This is a genomic window from Celerinatantimonas marina, assembly GCF_046054165.1.
GTDB lineage: Bacteria > Pseudomonadota > Gammaproteobacteria > Enterobacterales > Celerinatantimonadaceae > Celerinatantimonas.
This window is the reverse complement of record NZ_JBFNXK010000006.1, coordinates 99,989-117,845: the sequence shown is the minus strand read 5'-3', so window position 1 is coordinate 117,845 and position 17,857 is coordinate 99,989. Positions and strand designations below refer to the sequence as shown.

Here is a 17,857-nt window from a genome sequence, read left to right as displayed (position 1 = left end):
ATATGTCATATTGTTAATATGAGTATTTTGGCTCGACACAGATATCCTTTGCTACCGGCTATTATGGGAATTAATCATGCACCTGATGCGTTAATTCCCTGTAAAAACGGCTACAACAGAGCCGTATGTGCGAGGTCATAGACGAATTTTATTTGATTCGCGAAATGACATATGTCAATTAAGTGGTTCGAGTCTAATTGGTATATCTATCATATGTCAATCATTTTGCTGTCTTGGCTGAACATTGACATAAGTAAAAGAGGTGGGGCCTTTATGAAAGAGATAAAATTTAAAAAAATCGCAGAGATTATTGAGACTCGGATCTTCAATGGCACATACTCGCCCAATAGCCAGCTACCGCCCCACCGGGTCTTGGCTCAGGAGCTTGCCACAACACCGGTGACCATCGCCAAAGCCTACCAATTATTAGCCGATAAACAGCTAGTTGAATCCTATGTCGGCAAAGGTACTTTTGTTTGTGGCCATTCTCATTTAGATGAGGTCATTAAGGCTCCGGATGATGAGGCTGAATATAATTTTTCAATTTTACAGCCCTGTCTGCCTTTGAATGTGTCGGCGTTGCAAACTGCAATGCAGAGAGTAAGTCAGCGATTACAGTCGGATCTGATTGGATACACGGAATATTCAGGCCATGAAATCCATCGTCAGGCGGGGGTTGAATGGGCCCGACATTATGGATTAACCGGCGGTCATGCTCAAAATACGCTGCTGACTGATGGGGCTCAGCATGCGTTATCATTAGTGATTGAGGCGCTGACTCGGCCGGGAGATACGATTGCGGTGGAGTCATTAACTTATCCGGGGATTATTGCATTAGCTCACCAGACCGGGCGACAAATTGTTGCTGTACCATCGGATGCTCAGGGAATGTCGGTGCAGGGATTGGAAACCGTGATTGAACAGGCACAACCGAAGCTGGTGATTGTGATCCCATCGCACCAAAATCCAACCGGGATCACTATGCCCAAAGTCAGGCGAGAACAAATCGCTGCCGTGATCCGCAAAGCCCATCTCTGGCTGATCGAAGATGATATCTATAGCTTTCTTAATGCGGCGATCATTGCACCGATTAGCAATTTAGTACCGGAGTATGCGTTTCATATTTCCAGTCTTTCAAAGGCCATTAGTCCGGCGATGCGTTGCGGCTATCTGAAAGTGCCGGAATCTCAAATTGCGGTGATCCAAAGCCATATTCGAACCAGTATCTGGCTGGCTTCTCCGTTAAATTTTGCCATTGCGAGCGCGCTGATCCAGTCGGGAGAAGCATTTAAGATGTCTGAAAATCAGCGGCAGTTGGCCTTAACACGGCAGGAGATGGCAAGCCAAATTTTGGCTGATTTGGAATATACGGCTTCCGGATACCATCTATGGCTGAAATTGCCTCATCGCTGGAGTCCTGAGCGGTTTGTGATGGAAGCGAAAAATCGGAATATTATTGTCAGTAGTGGTAGTTATTTTGATGTCTCCAATCAAGGCGTTGAAGCGATCCGTTTGTCATTAATGGCGATTGCTGATGAAACGCGTTTGCAGCAAGGGTTAGAGATGATTAGAACGCTGATACTTTGCGATATGAATACGATATTTCCATTTTGAGTGTGACGTTTACTGATGATAAAGCCCGGTAGGATATTATCCCCGGGCTTTTATGATTTTGGCGATAGTGAATCGTCGTTGGGCTCATGAATGGAGCAGAGACAACTGGGAGTATGTCGCCTCTGCTTATTCAAGCTTATATCTGGCTGCGGCTCTGGGCCAGATTAACGACTTCACTGGAACGAGTCATCAGTAACTGATAGCTGACCGCCGCAATAATGCCGCTGATAAAAATAGAGAAATTGGCTAGCTCAGTAAAGACAAACGAAGTGAGAACTGACGCTGCCCCGGCGATGATAAGTGCTAAAATAGCCCGTTTATTAAATCCGCCTTCATACCAGTAGCACCCTTTTGGCGATTCACTATAGAGTGCCTGAACATCAATTTTCTGGCGTTTTATTTTGAAATAATCTGTTAATACAATGCCATATAGAGGACCGATTAAGGCTGCCAGAAGATCCACGGTGTAGTGGATCATGTCCGGGTTGTTGAATAGGTTCCACGGAGTGATGAGCAGCGCGCCGATAGCTGCGATAAATCCACCTGTTTTAAAGCCAATTTTTTGCGGTGAAACGTTCGAAAAATCAAAAGCCGGAGAGACGAAATTCGCTACGATATTAATCCCGATAGTAGCCAAAATAAAAGTCAGCGCCCCCAAAACCGTAATTAAGCCGGAGTCGAGGCGATGCACGGTTTCAATTGGATCCGTAATCATCTGTCCAAACAAAGGGACGGATGCGGCTACGATGACGACGCTGAAAACAGAGAATATGATAAAGTTTAGTGGTAATCCCAACACGTTGCCAAGACGCATTTGTTTGGGACTTTTACAGTAACGGGCAAAGTCGCTAAAGTTGAGCGTGGGCCCGGCAAAATAACCGGCGACGAGGGCAATGGCGATCACCATCTCTTTAAGAGCACCCCAACCAGAAAGTGTTTTGGTTCCCAAGTCAAAGTTGAGGGCTGACCATCCAGTACGATAGATCATGTAAGCGCATAATGCGAACATGGCGACATAAATAGCGGGCCCACTATAGTCGATCACTTTGCGGATCATGCGCATGCCAAACATAAATACAAAGGCTTGAGCAATCCACATAAATAGGAAACCCATCCAACCGAGTGCCGATAATCCAAGGAAACTCACGGATTCTAAACTTTGCAACTGTGGAAAAAAGTAAAGTGCCAAAATAATGAAAGAGCTGGAGGCCAGATAAGTTTGGATCCCATACCAAACCACGGCGATGAGGCCTCGGATAATCGCTGGGATATTGGCACCTTTGATCCCAAAAGAAAGTCGACAGACTACGGGAAATGGAATTCCAGCTTTTTGCCCGGGGGTTCCCATCAGATTGGCAAATAGGTAAACGATCATAATCCCCGCCAATAGGCAGACAAATACTTGCCATCCGGCTAAGCCAAGGGCAAATAAACTAGCTGCAAAGACATAACCGCCTACGCTGTGGACGTCCGACATCCAAAACGCAAAAATACTATACCAGCTCCAGTTCTGATTTTTTTCCGGGGCTAAATCACGGTTACTTAAGTTGGGACTCAATGGGAGTTGCGTGTCACTCATGATCCAAATCCTTTTTAAGATTGTATACAATAATTTATACAATCTTGATGCCATGTTTATAATAGATTGATAATTAAGATAATATTGTTTTTTACCAGAGAATGGTCATTATGTTTTGCACAAAACTAGAGCAAAATGCATCCCGTAATGCGCTTTTTTTGTGCTTTATCTTCTAGCTATGAGGGGAAAATGAATTTGTAGCAATCTTTGATAGCCTAAATGACTTTTAATTGTATACAATGATGTTTATCGTACGAAATTGTCTGAACAGTATGAAACGAGATCAACAAATCTATCAACAGATGCTGAAAGCTATTGTCGAACATCAGTTGGCTCCGGGGTTGCGGTTGCCAGAAGATAAGCTGGCCGAAACATTCCAGATTAGCCGGACGGGTGTTCGTAAAGTGTTACAGCGACTGGCCTTGGAGAAGTTTGTCACGATTGAGCCAAACAAAGGGGCGCATGTTGCCCGGCCTTCGGTAGACGAAGCGCGGCAGGTGATTGACAGCCGTATTATGGTGGAACCGTTATTGATTGAAGGGGTGATTCAGAATTGGAGTCCCCGGGGATACAGTCGTCTGGTGCGGATTGTTGAGCAGGAAAATGATCCGGAATTACGGAGTGACTTGGCGGTTCAGATTGATTTGACCGCACAGTTTCATATTGAACTAGCTGCATTATCCGGCAATTTAGTGATGGCGGATTTTGTACGGCAGTTAGCTTATCGTTCATCATTGGTGGTGGCTGTTTATGGCTCCCGACATAGTGTGGGATGTGACTGCGGCTGCCATCATGAATTATTACATATGCTGGAAGCCAAACAGATTGCCCCCTCGATACAATGGATGGATCGCCATCTACAGGCGATTAAGCAGTCTCTCCAGTTTAAGGATACCGCTGTCACCGGTGTCGATTTTCAGAAAATTTTCCAGCCCTTGAACTGATTGGAGATCTCATGCAGATCCACTTACTTAATCCGAATACGTGTCAGGCCATGACGTTACAGATGGCCGAAGCGGCCAAAGCGGTTGCGCTGCCATCAACGGTAATCCTCCCGCGGGAACCCGAACATGGACCTTTATCCATTGAGTGTGCTCGTGACGAAGTGATTGCGTCAGCGGCTTTATTAGATGAGATCCAAAAAGCTGAAACCTTAGCCGTCGATGCCCATATCATTGCTTGTTTTGGTGATCCCGGTTTAGATGCTGCCCGTGAAATAGCATCGGTACCGGTGATCGGGATCGCTGAGGCTGCATTTCATTTGGCCACTTTGGTGAGCTATCGGTTTGCGGTGGTGACGACCATGAAACGCACTATTGCGACCGCAGAACATTTGCTAGGTCGCTATGGGTTTGAGCAACAGTGCAGTGGGATTTATGCCAGTGATTTAGCGGTACTCGATCTGGAGCAGTTATCCGGTGAGCATTATGAGCTATTGCTCAGTGATTGTCGGCGAGCCCTAGCCGAAGGCGCCGAGGCGATTGTATTGGGCTGTGCCGGAATGGCTTATTTGGCTGGAGAACTGTCGGGAACATTGGGCGTTCCGGTGATCGATGGGGTATGCGCAGCGGTTAAGTTGGCCGAATCATTGTCTCAATTAGGTTTATCTATTGCCAAGTCTGGCCAATATGGTGCGCCATATCCGAAGTTATTCAAAGGACGCTATCAACATTGGAGCCAGCGTTAAGGAGTTATCAAGATGTCGATTCAGTTTTCAAATGCGCGTGATTATGTCGGTTATGCTCAGCAATTGCCGCAGGTCTGTTGGCCAGGAAACGCTCGTATCGCAGTCCAGTTTGTAATGAATTACGAAGAAGGCGGCGAAAATTCAGTGCAGCATGGGGACAGTCACAGTGAAACGTTTTTATCGGAGATGTTTGGAGCCGAAGCGTATCCTGATCGCCATTTGAGTATGGAATCCCTGTATGATTATGGGTCTCGGGCGGGCGTGTGGCGAATTTTAAATGAATTTCAGCGTCGGAAATTACCCTTAACCGTTTTTGCCATTGCGAGTGCCCTTCAGCGTAACCCAGATGTTACTGCAGCCCTGATTGAACAAGGGCATGATATTTGTGGCCACGGTCTTAAATGGATCCACTATCAGAATATGCCGATTGAAGAGGAACGGGAACAGATGCGCGAAGCGCTGGCCATCTACCAGCAACTGTTAGGAAACCATCCTTTGGGATGGTATACCGGGCGTGATTCCCCGAATACACGGCAGCTTGTTTTAGAACAAGGTGGTTTTAGTTACGACTCTGACAGCTATGCAGATGATCTGCCTTTTTGGATGCCTTATCGGGAAAATGGTGAAGATAAAGCCCATTTAGTTGTGCCTTATACGCTAGATAATAATGACATGCGTTACTTTTCACCCTATGGCTTTAGCCATGCTGATGAGTTTTTCTCGTATCTTAAAGATAGTTTTGATTGCCTGTATCGTGAAGGTGAGCAGACACCAAAAATGATGTCCGTGGGTTTACATTGCCGGATTACCGGTAAACCTTCGCGTTTTAAAGCATTGCAGATGTTCCTCGATTATATTCAGAGTAAACCGGATGTTTGGGTGGCCCAGCGGATTGAGATTGCTGAGCATTGGCGAAAACATCATCCATATTGTCCTGAATAATCTCAGCTATTTATCTTACATTTAAATTAAAACAGGCCCGAAATCGGGCCTGTTGTTCATGGCATCAACGAAATCGTCTCGATGTTAGCAAAGTTCAAAATGAGACATCGTTTGATCGAGCTGATGGGTCTGTTCTTTCAGGGATTTACTATTGAGTGCAATCTCCTGAAGATTTTCATTGAGCATATCAAGATGCTGATTCGATGAATGCACATAACTGCTCATATCTTGGCATATTTGGGATTGTTGGGTGGTTGCTTCAGCGATGTTTCCGTTCCGTTCTCGTAAATCGTTGACACCGGAAAGGATCGTACTGAAACGTTCACCTGTTTTATCAATCACTTGTAAGCAATCACTCGCAATCGCAATACCTTGCTGACTACCGGAAACGGCTTCGTCGGCTTGGGTTTGCAATTCTTGGATCATTTGGGCTATTTGCTCGGTAGCTTGTTGAGTTCGGGATGCCAGCTGACGCACTTCGTCGGCGACAACGGCAAAACCGCGTCCGTGTTCACCGGCCCGAGCTGATTCAATGGCTGCATTCAGGGCTAACAAGTTGGTTTGTTCGGAGATCTGGGCAATCGTTGATACGATGGACTGGATCGTAGTCACACCATTATTCACCGATTCGATCGCTTCTTGGCTATGCCCGAGCTGTTCATGCAAGCGGGTCATAAACTCAACCCCTTCTTTTAGCTGCGACTGTCCACTTTGACTTTCCTGGAAAGTCTGTTGGGCCTGTTCTGACGTATCACGAGTGTTATCCTGAATTTCACCCACGCCTTCTAAGATTTGTTGCATGGCTTGCTGTAGCTGGTCGGTTTGATGAAGCAACTCGTTAGTTTTCTGGGTAGCTTGATTCAGACGTTGATCAATCTGTTCCGATGCTTGGGTCACATGTTCCCCCATGAGAACTTGTTCTTGCATCAAATCATTGAGTTTTTGGCGACCCTGATCCAGATATTGGGCCAGCGTTGCAAATTCATCTTTCCCCTGAAGCTGTGTTGATTGGGTGAATTTGCCATCGGTTACCTGAGCAATACCGAATTTTAACCCTTTAATGCGTTGCCGGATATGTCGGGAAATTCCGAAAATACTGATTAACAGAAAGAGGCAACAAGCTCCGATGATGGAAAAAATCCCAATGGTAAGCCGTTTGGATAACTGATTTGAGGTGCTTAAAAATGATCCACCGATTAATACCGGTTGATCTTGATTGACCGGGTAGAGATAAGAGACCTTTGGTTCTTTTTTCTGAGTGAGTGGATTCAACATCATGTATTCAACTAAACGAGGTTGGTTCGTTTGGCTTACTTCGGCAATGGCTTGTTGCAGCGTTTCATGGCTGGTCAGTTGGATTGATTCGATCACCTTTCCTTCTTTTTTATGATCGTGAGGATCAATTAAGATCCGCCCGCTTTTTCCATCAACCAATACGTAATAACCGGAGTTATCTTTACCCCAACGAGCCGCATTGATTAGATATTTCAGAGCGATAAAGTTACCGGACATTTTTGTGGCTACATGACCGATGACGGTAACCTGACGTACTAGCGTCATTTTCTCATAACTTTCAATTTTATTCGTCAGTGTATACGTTGCCACTAAAGCACCTAAAAGAAGGACTAAAATGATAACGCCACTTTGTAATGAAATGAGAGTGGTGAGTCTGAATCGACGGTAGATGGCACCCATAAGATCTCCTGGACGTGTTGATAGCAACATCCTTACTCTGTCGCCCTGTTTGAACTAGAAATACTGATATTTCGTATACTAATCTGCAGACTCAGAATCCAGATGACAATGGATTCTGACCAAATTATTGAACTGTGTTGCAATAATAATGTGTTTAAGACAGGTTCTGTTAAATAGGATGTAAAAAAATAAACGTAGATCACAAATTAAAGTGTAATCGATTACAAATCATAAGGAGATCCTTGTACCTAAATCCATTCAAATTCTGAATTTGCCTTGGGGGTTAATTTCCCCCTCGGCTTTTGGACTGCATGTGAGTGAGGTCTATTGGGGTGGGATAGAACGATTGATTGAGTGTGTGTCGATTGATGATAAAGCCATTATTTTTGAAAAATAAATCTGTCTCTTTTATAAGATTGATCGGATGCCGGTTAAGCGTCATAACGAATGCAAAGTTGAAGCAATATGCTCCACTATATTGTTCGGATGAATAATGGAATTGACACAATATAAAGAGGGATATACAGCGCTATAATTATTTTATTCTGCTTGACTCCCCCATTAGGAGGCGATTTGTAGAATATTATAATGATCTTTTTATCAAAAACTAATGATTTAATGGTTAATTATAATTGATTAGTATGTTACTATCTGCCGTGAGATAGGAAAAGCTCTTATATCTGCAAAGGGATTTCCCGCTTTGCTTTTGCTCTACATCTATCAAGATATATTAAATACCCAAAGGTCAACTGGGTGTTTAATTAATGATCACTTTCCATTCAAAGATGAATAAAATAGGAACGGAATCATGGCTAATTACACTGAAATATTTAAAAGTAGTAAAGGAAATATATACGTTGAATGTTACTATAGCCCTATGGCAAAAGAGAGCGCTATTTTAGTCAACGGAGCCATGTCAACGACAGCATCTTTTTCTGCGACAGTTCGTAATTTAAAAGATAAAATGAATTTAATCTTATTTGATCTTCCTTTTATTGGTAATTCTGCACCTCATAATCCGGGGCTGAAATTGATTACTAAAAAAGATGAAGTTGCGATTCTTGAAGAGTTAATTGAGCACTATCAGCCTGATAATCTTATATCCGTTTCATGGGGAGGACTGGCATCATTGATGACATTGTCACATCGACCCAGTTCGATTAAACGGGCTGTTATTACGGCCTTTTCAACGAGGTTGAATAAAGCGATGTATAGCTATGTGATACGTGCTAAGGCATTGATGGAAAACCATCAATTTGAAGCTTCATCTGAACTTTTGAATCAGGAAATCGGTAAGTATCTACCTCGGGCATTGAAACGGGTTAACTACCGTCATCTTTGTCAGCTGAGTGAAGAAACGTATGCACAGGTTATCTTCCATATTGAACAGATCATGAAACTGGACCATCAGGATTATGTCTCTATGTTTGATAAAATTGATATTCCACTACTGTTTATTAATGGTGAAAAAGACGAGTACACGACGTTAGAAGATATTAAAGTGATGGGAGATTATCTCAAAAATTGTCGTTTTTGTGGTATTCCTCAGGCGGGACATTTTCTCGATCTGGAAAGTAAAGAGTCCTCTGAAGCGGTTGGAAGAGAATTACTGACATTTTTTAATCAGTCTGCCCCGGTTCGACAAATTGCCTAAATGATTCAAAAGGGTATTCGGTGGTTGGGAATAGCTGAATAATGGTTATAATTTTAACATTAATAAGCCTTATTTAAGTCATAATATAGAGATTATCATCGGTTTACCCTTTATTTTTATCAGGTATTCAACTTTAAAATTGATTATATATTTATCACATGGCTATTTAAAATATATAAAAACATATCTTGAGGTGAATAAATTATATCGCATAATAGCGATTATTTAATAATCGATTTAAATGACTGATAAAATGAATCTGATAAATATTCATACAGATTAGGTTGACTGTAGGTAATACTGTGCAGCTTTGCCAATATAGTCCTATTATGACTCATCGGATCGCATCACTAGATGAGATATTTTGTATGTTCACGACGTCGTGAATAAGAGCGATAAGAATTCGCTAAATTTAATCCTTCCATATTTCTGCCTATTGGATTTTTCGCTTCGATTTTAACCTTTCATGATGTAACTTACTGGCGTTTTATAGGGAACCATGAATAATAAGTGCTAGGATCTGCTGATCTTTTATGGTTGAGTCTTTGTTCAAATACAACGCATTTTGAACAAAACTGGGGTCTGTGACGCTGCATTAAAATCCGCAGGTAATCTGAAGATTGCTGTGTCCGAAAGTGTGGTAGGCGAGATTAAGTCATCACGGATCAAAAGCCTTTTTGTATTGGGGGCTGCACGGATGACTCTGAGTGGTTAGTCAGATCACGGGTTGATCCTGTTCGTCTCATCTATGGGGTGCTCCCATTAAAAAATTTATGAATAAGTAAGGGCTTGCATGTCACAGCTACACCGCATTATTTTGCTGCATACCCACCTGGCCGGGGTGGTTGAAATTGATGTTGATGCACATACCAATTTTTGTGGGACTAATGCTTCCGGAAAAACCACATTGCAACGATTGATCCCGGTTTTTTATGGGGAGCAACCTAATCGAGTGGTGCCGAAAACTCGTAAAAAATTTGATGAATTTTATCTGCCTTATCGAAATAGTTACATCATTTACGAATATCAGCGTGACGATCAAAGTCTCTGTCAGGTGGTGTTGACTCGTAAAAGTGAGGGTGGGGTGGAGTATCGGTTTGTCGGGGCACCCTATCAAAGTGAGCACTATTTAATTCAAAGTGAGCAAGGGCTAACCGCTCGAGCTTATGCGCAGTGGGCGGCTGCGATGCGTCAATATCCCGATGTGCAGATTTCTCCTAAAATCAGTGCCACGAGTGAGTATCGTAGCATTATTCAGAATGATGTTGCCGGGCTGCGTGGTAATCATTCGGATAGTTTGCGACTGCGTCGGCTTGCGGCTGAATACGGACTGGTGAGTGGTCCTCATCGGCTGCGGCACATCGAAAAACTGGTCAGTGCCGTGCATGCTAAAGAAGGCAAAATGGATACGCTGAAATCGATGCTGGCTGCGATTTTTGAGGAAGATGGCGTCACGTTGCCGACCACCAAAGTAAAAAATACCAAAGCACGGGAATGGATCCAGCAGATGCGTCAGTCGATGCGTCTTGAACCGTTGCAACAAAATTTTGAGATGCTCCAGCAATTGGCTGTGCAATTGGCGGGACATGAGCTCCAGCTAGCCCAATTATTGCCGGTACTTGAAAAGGACTATGAGCAGCAAAAACGTCTTTTCGCCGACGCTCAAGCGCAACTGGCTCAGGTTCGTGACGAACTCAAAAAAACACGGGAACAATATGTAACCGCCCGAGATGTTGCGCAGGCCGAACAGAGCCGAGTTGATGCGGATTTACAAGAAAAAACGATCCGGTTAGACAATTTGCAGCAACGGTTTGATGATTATGAAAACCAAAATATGCCCCAGTTACAGCGAGATAGTGCATCGTTGCCACTGTGGCGTGAAACGTTGGAAGAGCTCAAAGAACAGCATCATTTAATGCTGGAACAGCATCAGGATATTGAACGTCAATTAGCCCAGCGTAAGGCAAAGCTGGGCGATGCGTTGCAGCGTTTAAGTGAGCAGCATCGGGTCAAAACCCGCGATTTGCAACAGCAAAAAGATGCCTTGCGTGAGCGTCAACAGCAAAAACGTAGCGACCATGAGCATGACTATCAAAGCCAGCGGCAACACCTGCAAAACCAATTTCATCAACAAATTACCGATACGCTCAGTGAAATTGCCGTCTTGGAAAGTCAGCTGAATCATTCCTCATTGACGCCGGCGCAGTTGGAACCTCTACAACAGGCCGAATTGCGTTTGGAGCAGCTACAACAAAACTATCAGAGCGTCAGTCGGCAACAGGCTCGTTTGCAGCAACAATGGCAGCAAAGCCGTGAACTTCGTGAAAAAGCTGATCAGGCGCTCTCACAGATGCGGTTGAGTGTGCGGCAACAGCAGCAGGCGCTCGCACAGTTGCAAACTCAGCTGACCCCTCAAGAAGGAACGCTGCGTCAGCTGCTCCGACAGCATCAGCCCGGCTGGGAGCAGCGCTTCGGTAAAGTGATTGAAGCCAGTTTATTAGAACGTACCGATCTTTCACCGCAGTTTGACGACGCGGGTGAGACTATTTTGGGTGTCCGTCTGGATCTCAATGTGATTGATGCGCCTGAATATGCGCAAGATGAGACCGAGCTAACTGCACAGCTACACCGAGCTGAATTGCAGCTTGGATCCCTGCAACAAAAACAGCAACACGCCGAAAAAGAGCTCAATCAATGTCACGAAAATAGCCAATTATTGCGTGAGCAGGTTGAGCAAGCTCAGTGGCAGGTGACGCAAGCTGAACAGGATATCGATTATGCCCGCGAAGCTCGGGATCGCTTGCGTGATGAGCTCCAGCAACTCAATGTGAAAAACCAATGTAAATGGCGGGAACAGTTTGAAAATGCGCGTGCGCAACAACAGCAAATTGAGCAGCGCCAAGATAAAGCGTTGACCGCCTTAAATGATGATTATCAGGCGCAGAAACTAGAGTTTCAGCTGGATTGGGAAAGTGAGCTGCAAACCGTTGATGATGCAATTGAGATGCTGGAACGACAGCTGGAACAAAAACGGGATAGCCATCGGGCTCAGCTTCAAGAGCTAGAACAGGCCTTTAATGAAGAATTGTCGGATAAAGGGGTTGATCCGAGCCGGATTGCGCAATCCAAACAGCGTCAGCAGCAACTGCAGACTCAGATTGAATCCGTGGCGGCTCGTCTGGATGAGCTGGTGCAATGGCAGCGTTTTATGGAGCTGGACTGGCAACAGTACCGGCCTAAATTGCTTGAAGAGGAAACTCAACTTAAACAGATGCAGCGACAGTGCGTGAGTCAGCTTGAGCACCTGCATAGCGATTTCACCCAACAGCGTCAGCGCTTAGATGAGCGTAAAGAGCAGTGTCAGAATGAGTTGCATTATGCTGAAAGCTGGGTGCAGCAATTGACGCCACTCTTGACGAAGTTGCGCGTGTTGGATTTGGCCCCGGCGCAGCAGTCGCTGGCGGCCGGTAGTGATCTGACCGAGCGGATGAGCCGTGCCAGTGAAACTCTGGCCTCGCGTAGTCAATTGGAAAAACAGCTGCGAGATCAGTTGGAACAGTTTGAATTACTGTTGAGTAAAGATGCTGGAGTTGAGTTTTTAGATCGTCTTGATTATGAGAAACGTAAGCTACCGGAAAATAGTCCCCTTCGCGCATCACTGCATATTTTGGGAAATTTGCTGCATATTTTGCGTGATCAACAGCGGCAATTGCTGGAAATGGGCGAAAATATCGGCGGTGATTTAAAAAAATTCTTTATTGTGTTTCGGGATATCAATCAGCGGATTGCACGCCAGAGTAAACGACTCAGTGATGCGGTGGCCGATGATCTCACGTTGGAAGGCATTGAGCGCTCAGAGGTAAAAATCATTTCGACGATCGATGAACTCGGCTTTTGGGAACCATTGAAGCATTTTGCCAATCTGTATGATGAATGGAGCCAATCGGGTAAGGCACTGCCTTCCGATGCGTATTTAGATGCTTTGGCTGATGTGGTCGAATTGCTGCGAGCTAACGAACAATATCAGATGGAATCGCTCTTGCGTTTAGAACTACATCTTCGGGAAAGTGGCTCCGAGTTGGTGATTAAAAATGATCGGCAATTGCTTGAATCATCCAGCCACGGAATGGCGTATCTGATTTTATGTAAGTATTTGCTGGCATTTACGCGATTGATGCGCGGTGATGCGGTGGTGACGATCCATTGGCCGATCGATGAAATTGGGACACTCGCCTATCACAATGTTGAGAAACTCTTTCAGGCTTGTAGTGATAATCAAATTATTATTGTCGGCGCGTTTCCGAACCCGGAATCAGATGTTTTGATGCTCTTTTCACATCGTTATCTGCTGGCCGTGAATCAGCAGGATCCCACGCAGCGTCAACTGAAGCGGATCCAACCGAAACTGAGCCCGCTGGCCCAAACTTTGGCGCAAACGATGGAGATCCCCTCATGATCCAACACGGCCCGTTATTAGAGCGTTTACTGCGTGGTGAATTTATCTGTCAGGTCAGTGATGAGGATGCTTTTCGACATTTAAGTGACCTTAAGACACATGAGGATATTGATCACTATTTACGGCCATTAAACCGTCGTTTGGTGGCCAGTACCGATGGTTCCGTATTTTTTTTAGGATATGTGGAGCTCAACGGTGCCGCCCGTGAACAACTCACTCGCCAGTTTAACGAGACGATTCAGGCTTTATTACCGCTGCTGGAATGGATGCAATTGGTACAGGAAGCGATGGGGCAAGATCGGGCGCTCAGTGCGGGGGATACCCTGAAGTTACAGGAGTTTGTGCTGCGCTGCGAAGATAACCAAAGTCTGCGTCAGCGGCTGAATCAATTGGCCGCAGATCGGTTTTTTAATAGTCACAGTGAAGCATTGGATAATCAAATTAAACTGATCTTCCGCCGGCTGAAAGAGCATGGGTATTTGCTCCAGCCACATACGGAACGTCAGTATTATATTGTGACCGGGAAGATCGACTATCTGATTGAACTGATCCAGTTTATCCGTAGTGAAGAACATCTGCCGATCGAGAGTGAACCCACTCAGGAGGGCCTGCTCTGATGAGTGAAATGGCGCCGACTTCGGCGATTTTTCAAGTGGGTGCTAAACGGCTGGCGCTCTTGGGTAAGCATCATCAGGTGTTAATGAGTGCTTATGTCGAGGGGCAGGTTCCAGAAAATGCCGTCAGTGAATTGGCACTGAAAAAGCTGATCGATGCACGTATTTTGTGGCGACCGAGCCCCGATCAACCACTGATGTTACGGCCTTTGATGAGTGAGCTGATCGCTAGCATGATCGCCGATGAAAATCGGCGTCAGATCAATGCGGATGTTGCGGATAAACTGGAGCAACTTCGCCATCGCGTTGGCACTTATCGCCGCGCCGAGCAACAAGGGGATTATGCGATTGCTGAACTTCAGTTGCAGCGTTTAACTGAACAGGTCCATGATTTAAGTGGTCAGTTTGCCGAGGCGATTGATAGTCTATGGCATCGGCTCAATAGTGATTTTGGTTTTGTCGCCACACTTGAAGATAAAATCCGTGAAAATGAGCGGGCGCAAAGTCAACTGCGACGCCTACTGGATGGTTTGGAACTGATCGATTTTGAAGAACTGATCGGCCTTTGCGAAGGGAGTAATGGGCTGCGTAAGTTATTGGTGAGTCAGCTACAGATGCAATTGAGTGCGCATCACAGTAGTTTGCTTGAGGTTCAAAAGCGACTTGTCGAGTTGTTGGCGAAGTTCCGGCAACAGCAATCTCGTTCACTTCTGATCGCCAATACCGTTGCCTTTTTACGGCAACATCCGGGCTATCGACCATTGGATTATCCGAATCGCAGTGAGCTCCCCAGGTTGTTTAATGTGGCAGAAGCTATCATCCCGGCCGCAGCTATTGCATTGGATCGCAGTAGTGACCAAGTGCAATTGGCTGAGATTGTGAAAGCCGTACCTCGATCGCTGTCTGCTGAGGAACTCTCGGCTCCGGCCTCTATTGCAGGGGCCAGTCTTCCGGTGAATGATGCGGTGGCTTTGCGCCAGCAGGCGTTAAAGGCCGCAGTTGAACAGTTTTATTTGGATGTCGCTCAGTCCGGGAAGCGCATCAGTGCATTGGATTATCTGACGACCCACTCGCTTTCGTGGGATAGCGAGATGTGGTTGTATCAGATTATTGCTGAGTATCAGTCGTTACCGAGGCATTTGCAGCGACACCTCGAACTTAAGATGTGTGAGCAAAAGGCATCAGCGGATAATGACCTGCGATTGATTGAGGATCTCTTGATCAAAAAAGTGGTCTGACAGGCCCCTTTCCCCTTTCTGAATCGTTCACGACCGTGGATTTCCCGTTGTGACTGATTCCCTTGCGTTGATTCCCTACTGAGAGGTCGTTCAGTCTCTTTTTTGTAAAAACTGACATGGCTGGTCGACAAAGCCGAAGAAACTTATTAGGTTAATTATTTTGTTAATAAGGATGTTGTAGCAATGAATGATCCATCATCGTCGGGACTGTCGTTAACTTTGTTTCGGGGGCCTTATCAGTCCAACGGGGCTACACCTTGGTATGCTCAGATCGGCATTGGTACGCCGCCTCAGATCCTAAAAATAGCGCTGGATACCGGCAGTAACTTTAACTGGGTCTCTTCGGGGGTGAGTCCGGTGGCTGATCGTCAGCACTATGGGGGGCTTGCATTTAATAGTGAGTATTCGAGTACCTTTAAACTCCAGCAGCCTGATCATCCCGATGTTGACTTTGGACCCTGGGGAACCATGTCGGTTGAGCAGGGGGCGGATCGGATGAGTTTCCCGGTTGTCGCTTCTGTGGATGCGTCTGCAATCACGACACTTGACTCTGAATTATATTTATCTAAAAAGTACAGTGGTAACCAGTTTCAGGAGTTGAACTGGGATGGCGGTCTTGGTCTCCCTAGTTATAGTTCCCTGCCGAGTAGTCCGTCCCATCAACCGATCGCTTATCGTGGGATCCATCGCAGCCGTGAAGATCAGTCCTTTCATTTTGTGGAATCTTTGTTGGAAGCGGGCATCATGGATCCATCGCATTTATGGATTGCATTTGAAACTGATGCCGCGACTAATCAGGGAACCGTTAGTTTTGGTCAATTGGACCCTCGTTATTGTGAGAGTCATGAATATCTATTTCTGCCGTGGCAAAAGTCGAGTGTGGAATCGCTTTATTATGTTTGGACCAGTGAGTTTCAGTCGATGACGGTGGGCCAAGAGTTGATCTGTGCCAGTGATAGCGCACATCCTTATTATTTGTGTCTGGATTCGGGATCCTCACTGTTTAAAGGTGACCCTACGGTGATGCAAAAATTGCTGGAAGAAACCACTCGTACAGGAGATGTGCTGACGATTGATCTGGGGCCGGATGATAAGGGGTTACCGCAGCAGTTGGCGATCCCGTCGGATGTTTATCAGGTGACGATTGAAGCGGGGGACCATATCGGGGAGACGTTCCCACAGTTTCAACCCATGCAAGGGCTAGAGCAGATCGCGTTAGTCGGTTCCGTCTTGATGGACCATTTATATACCGTTTATCAGTATCAGATGGGCGCGAATGGTGCGATCGAACCGAAAGGGATCTGGTTATTTAATAAACTGGGGGGCGTGCCCATCATTCAGACTCAACAACCCACTTCAGCCGCTATTTTCAGTTAGGAGATTTGCATGAGTGAGTCACAATATCAGTTAGCTGGGCGCTGGGAGAACAGCTATCACTCAGTTATGGATCTGAACGTGGATCCTTTGGGCGTGATTACTGGCAGTTATTTTTCAACGACCGGTGCATCGGGAACCTATCCAGTATTTGGGCGTTGTGTTCCACAGGAACCGACGCAGGACAAGGGACAGGCACTGGTGTTATCCATTGACTGGCAAGCTCTGAATGCTAAGCCAAGTGATTATAATGGAACCTGGCATTGGGTCTCGACCTACTGTGGACAACTCAATGACCAAGGTGAACTGTCCTTGATTAATTCACTGGTTGCGACCGTCGATTATGACAATATGGCCGTGGGGGATTATGTGGATAAACTGGGTTTTATCCGCACCGGGGCTGCTCAGCCCTGCTCTTTGGATTGGCAAATACCACAGAAAGTCATCGACAATCCGATCAATGGCTCTTGGCGTGAGCTAGGCAGCGGGATCCAACTGAAATTGAAAGTCGTTAATTCCTACGGATGGGTGAGTGGTGTTATCGTATTTGCGGAGGGTTCGGCTCAGCCTTTTCAGGGATTTACCGATACGCTGTCATTGGCCGGAGTATCCTACCGACAGAGTCTCTCGTTAGCGACGATGAATCCTGACGGGAAGCCTTTTTCGTTAAGTGGTTATCTGGATTTGCAGCAAGCTCAACTGATCCTTACCGCCTGGCAAGCGAATGGAACCTCGATAGGTAATGCTTATTTGCAAGCGAATGCCGCATCCCTACGCTTGACGACAGCTTAGTCACTCCGATATTCATCTCTCACATAAGTTTCAAACCGCTGATGATTTTTGATGAGCGGTTTGTATTTTCGCTTTTCCATGCTCGTTTTCTATCAGGGTTGACTTGATCTTGATATCTATTTATCAATTATATTGATAGATTAGTTGATATTTTACGATCTTGGGTATTTTTGTTGACAGACGCTTTCAAAACAGGTCAGTTTAATAAGCAT

At 45.5% G+C, this 17,857-nt stretch carries 12 protein-coding genes; 10 read left to right on the top strand and 2 right to left on the bottom strand.

Translation table 11 applies throughout. From position 1 onward, the window contains the following. Positions 1 to 273: 273 nt before the first annotated feature. Positions 274 to 1,614, top strand: a complete 1,341-nt coding sequence (locus ABUE20_RS08385) for an aminotransferase-like domain-containing protein (RefSeq protein ID WP_408619441.1) — start codon at positions 274 to 276, stop codon at positions 1,612 to 1,614. Positions 1,615 to 1,750: 136 nt separating this feature from the next. On the opposite strand, the gene ABUE20_RS08380 is transcribed toward ABUE20_RS08385, so the two are convergent. Then, positions 1,751 to 3,193 (bottom strand): NCS1 family nucleobase:cation symporter-1, encoded by a 1,443-nt coding sequence (locus tag ABUE20_RS08380; RefSeq protein ID WP_408619440.1) that lies wholly within the window; start codon positions 3,191 to 3,193, stop codon positions 1,751 to 1,753. A 272-nt stretch (positions 3,194 to 3,465) separates the two neighbouring features. On the opposite strand from ABUE20_RS08380, the gene ABUE20_RS08375 reads away from it, so the two are divergent. From ABUE20_RS08375 to puuE, 3 genes are read left to right on the top strand one after another with little or no spacing between them, the layout of a single operon-like run. Continuing rightward, complete coding sequence (locus ABUE20_RS08375; protein WP_408619438.1) at positions 3,466 to 4,137, top strand: GntR family transcriptional regulator; 672 nt, start codon at positions 3,466 to 3,468, stop codon at positions 4,135 to 4,137. Positions 4,138 to 4,148: 11 nt separating this feature from the next. Further along, entirely contained in the window at positions 4,149 to 4,880 is a 732-nt protein-coding gene (locus ABUE20_RS08370; protein ID WP_408619437.1) for an aspartate/glutamate racemase family protein, read from the top strand. A gap of 12 nt (positions 4,881 to 4,892) precedes the next feature. Continuing rightward, positions 4,893 to 5,822 carry an allantoinase PuuE gene (gene puuE / locus ABUE20_RS08365; RefSeq protein ID WP_408619435.1) on the top strand — a complete coding sequence of 310 codons (930 nt, stop codon included), beginning with the start codon at positions 4,893 to 4,895 and terminating at the stop codon, positions 5,820 to 5,822. An 84-nt stretch (positions 5,823 to 5,906) separates the two neighbouring features. Here puuE and ABUE20_RS08360 read toward each other — a convergent pair whose 3' ends face one another. Then, positions 5,907 to 7,517: a methyl-accepting chemotaxis protein gene (locus ABUE20_RS08360; RefSeq protein WP_408619433.1), complete on the bottom strand. Its 1,611-nt coding sequence runs from the start codon at positions 7,515 to 7,517 to the stop codon at positions 5,907 to 5,909. Positions 7,518 to 8,325: 808 nt separating this feature from the next. Between ABUE20_RS08360 and ABUE20_RS08355 the strand changes: the two genes are divergently transcribed. The 6 genes from ABUE20_RS08355 (at position 8,326) to ABUE20_RS08330 (ending at position 17,645) form a co-directional block, all read left to right on the top strand. Beyond that, positions 8,326 to 9,171, top strand: a complete 846-nt coding sequence (locus ABUE20_RS08355; protein WP_408619432.1) for an alpha/beta fold hydrolase — start codon at positions 8,326 to 8,328, stop codon at positions 9,169 to 9,171. Between the two features lie 793 nt (positions 9,172 to 9,964). Further along, the gene (locus tag ABUE20_RS08350; protein WP_408619431.1) at positions 9,965 to 13,627 is read left to right on the top strand and encodes an ATP-binding protein; all 3,663 of its coding nucleotides are present in this window, start codon (positions 9,965 to 9,967) and stop codon (positions 13,625 to 13,627) included. After that, positions 13,624 to 14,244, top strand: coding sequence for a condensin complex protein MksE (locus ABUE20_RS08345; RefSeq protein WP_408619430.1), 621 nt, complete (start codon positions 13,624 to 13,626; stop codon positions 14,242 to 14,244). The genes ABUE20_RS08350 and ABUE20_RS08345 overlap by 4 nt, the downstream gene beginning before the upstream one ends. Further along, positions 14,244 to 15,479: a hypothetical protein gene (locus tag ABUE20_RS08340; RefSeq protein WP_408619429.1), complete on the top strand. Its 1,236-nt coding sequence runs from the start codon at positions 14,244 to 14,246 to the stop codon at positions 15,477 to 15,479. Before ABUE20_RS08345 ends, ABUE20_RS08340 begins: the two co-directional genes overlap by 1 nt. Before the next feature lie 183 nt (positions 15,480 to 15,662). After that, a complete protein-coding gene (locus ABUE20_RS08335) occupies positions 15,663 to 16,856 on the top strand; it encodes a pepsin-like aspartic protease (RefSeq protein ID WP_408619428.1) in 1,194 nt (397 codons plus the stop codon). A gap of 9 nt (positions 16,857 to 16,865) precedes the next feature. Beyond that, complete coding sequence (locus ABUE20_RS08330) at positions 16,866 to 17,645, top strand: avidin/streptavidin family protein (RefSeq protein WP_408619427.1); 780 nt, start codon at positions 16,866 to 16,868, stop codon at positions 17,643 to 17,645. The last annotated feature ends 212 nt before the right edge of the window (positions 17,646 to 17,857 follow it).

What these genes read in the sequence shown, in the direction of transcription:
- ABUE20_RS08385 (WP_408619441.1), top strand. Translation starts at nt 274, where the DNA reads ATGAAAGAGATAAAATTTAAAAAAATCGCAGAGATTATTGAGACTCGG.
- ABUE20_RS08380 (WP_408619440.1), bottom strand. Translation starts at nt 3,193, where the DNA reads ATGAGTGACACGCAACTCCCATTGAGTCCCAACTTAAGTAACCGTGAT.
- ABUE20_RS08375 (WP_408619438.1), top strand. Translation starts at nt 3,466, where the DNA reads ATGAAACGAGATCAACAAATCTATCAACAGATGCTGAAAGCTATTGTC.
- ABUE20_RS08370 (WP_408619437.1), top strand. Translation starts at nt 4,149, where the DNA reads ATGCAGATCCACTTACTTAATCCGAATACGTGTCAGGCCATGACGTTA.
- puuE (WP_408619435.1), top strand. Translation starts at nt 4,893, where the DNA reads ATGTCGATTCAGTTTTCAAATGCGCGTGATTATGTCGGTTATGCTCAG.
- ABUE20_RS08360 (WP_408619433.1), bottom strand. Translation starts at nt 7,517, where the DNA reads ATGGGTGCCATCTACCGTCGATTCAGACTCACCACTCTCATTTCATTA.
- ABUE20_RS08355 (WP_408619432.1), top strand. Translation starts at nt 8,326, where the DNA reads ATGGCTAATTACACTGAAATATTTAAAAGTAGTAAAGGAAATATATAC.
- ABUE20_RS08350 (WP_408619431.1), top strand. Translation starts at nt 9,965, where the DNA reads ATGTCACAGCTACACCGCATTATTTTGCTGCATACCCACCTGGCCGGG.
- ABUE20_RS08345 (WP_408619430.1), top strand. Translation starts at nt 13,624, where the DNA reads ATGATCCAACACGGCCCGTTATTAGAGCGTTTACTGCGTGGTGAATTT.
- ABUE20_RS08340 (WP_408619429.1), top strand. Translation starts at nt 14,244, where the DNA reads ATGAGTGAAATGGCGCCGACTTCGGCGATTTTTCAAGTGGGTGCTAAA.
- ABUE20_RS08335 (WP_408619428.1), top strand. Translation starts at nt 15,663, where the DNA reads ATGAATGATCCATCATCGTCGGGACTGTCGTTAACTTTGTTTCGGGGG.
- ABUE20_RS08330 (WP_408619427.1), top strand. Translation starts at nt 16,866, where the DNA reads ATGAGTGAGTCACAATATCAGTTAGCTGGGCGCTGGGAGAACAGCTAT.